General features: G+C 43.7%; 1 protein-coding gene. It reads right to left on the bottom strand.

Going from position 1 to position 1580, the window contains the following annotated elements:
• Positions 1-318: 318 nt before the first annotated feature.
• Positions 319-1473, bottom strand: coding sequence for an IS110 family RNA-guided transposase (locus L2737_RS22165; protein ID WP_248957131.1), 1155 nt, complete (start codon positions 1471-1473; stop codon positions 319-321).
• Between the last annotated feature and the right edge of the window lie 107 nt (positions 1474-1580).

The raw sequence follows: 1580 nt of genomic DNA on the forward strand, positions 1-1580 counted from the left end.
GGCGTTGGTATGACTCCCCACGTCAAGCAGAACATAACTGTTTCGGCCTAAAGATTTAAGCCTGTTTTTGTTCTTTCACTCATTTGGGATTGAGCTAACACAGTAGATGAAGCAAGTAATTTCGTCGGTTGTCATGCTGATATCCGTGGATTACTTATCTTTCAATAAGCAGCGCCTACCTTACATAATCCGTCGTGACACCTGTCTTCAGTCTATGTTCGTGGTTCAATACGGCGTTAACCGCATTGCCATCCTAACGCCCTCGGTGGTTGTGCCACATCCGATGCTTGACCCACTGCATTAGCTCAAAAAGGTTTATCATGCAGGCACTCTCGATAACCGTAATTTAGGGTTAACTTGTGTCAGTACCACTTCCCGTGAAATCGCCCAGATATAAGCAATCATTTCTCTGGCTATCGCGGTGACGACAAGGTTGTAATGCTTACCTTTATGCATGAGTTTTTGATATCGACGACAAAGCCGTAACTGTGCTTTCCATGCGATATCGATAATATCTTTGGGTAGGTTTTCTTGTCTTTTCTGCATATCTGTTGAGATATTCGCAGGGTATCGGTAGGAGTGGGCACCTTCAACCAGTAAGCGCCTTGCTCGCCCATTACCGCATTTTGTTATTGCACCAAGATGCCGTTTACCACCACTGGAATGCTCCGATGGCACTAAGCCTACGTAACTCATTAATTTTCTAGGATGGTCAAAACGGGTTAAATCACCTAATTCAGCAATCACGCCAGCGGCGACTAATAACCTCACACCCCGTAATGCTTGTATTGCTTTGACGACAGGATAATAACGCCAGTTTTTCACATGGTGCTCTAGTTCATTATCGAGCCGTTTTAGTCGCGCTATTCGCTCTGAAATGGTTTGTAAGTATTCTTGCAAGACAATCTGTTGACTAGGATGCGGCAAGATAAGCTCAGTGAGCCACCGCAAATGTTTCAGCGACCAATTGGCAGTGCCTCTGTAGTTGATGTTGTTTCTGAGTTGCAGTGCTTTTAGTTGGTATTTGGCATCTTTTAAGTCCTTCATCGCTGTTTCTCGTGCCCGAGATAAGTCCCTAATGGCTTCATCTTCAGGCTCTGGAACATAGATAGCGGTGAGGTCTTCAGATTTGAGTAGCTTGGCTAATTTAAGTGCATCACGTTTGTCTGTCTTAATCTTCTCACCAGGCTTTTTGGGTATAAGCGAAGGGGCTATGACATAGCAACAATGACCAAGGCTTGTGAGCAAACGATAAATCCAATAGCCACATGGGCCTGCCTCATAAACGAAATGCAGAGTGGCCGTTGGATACTTCGATTGGAACTGCCTAGCAAGTTTGGTTAAAGAGGCTTTAGCACTTGAAACTCGTCCAAAATGAATAGCTTGGGCACCACGTTGATCTTCAATGTAGGCCACTTCAACAAATTCTTTATGAGTATCTAGGCCAATAAAAAGTATGTTATGTTTATTCATGCTGATCTCCGATTTAGTTTCTTTAACAAAACTATTATGGCTCTGGCTTTCAGCTAACCCACGATTAATTGGAGATCAGCATCTTTAGTGGGGAGTCATTATGTCTA

The organism is Shewanella electrodiphila (assembly GCF_023283985.1).
GTDB classification, from domain to species: Bacteria; Pseudomonadota; Gammaproteobacteria; order Enterobacterales; family Shewanellaceae; genus Shewanella; species Shewanella electrodiphila.

Coding starts and splice junctions, on each gene's coding strand:
- L2737_RS22165 (WP_248957131.1), bottom strand. CDS start 1,473: ATGAATAAACATAACATACTTTTTATTGGCCTAGATACTCATAAAGAA.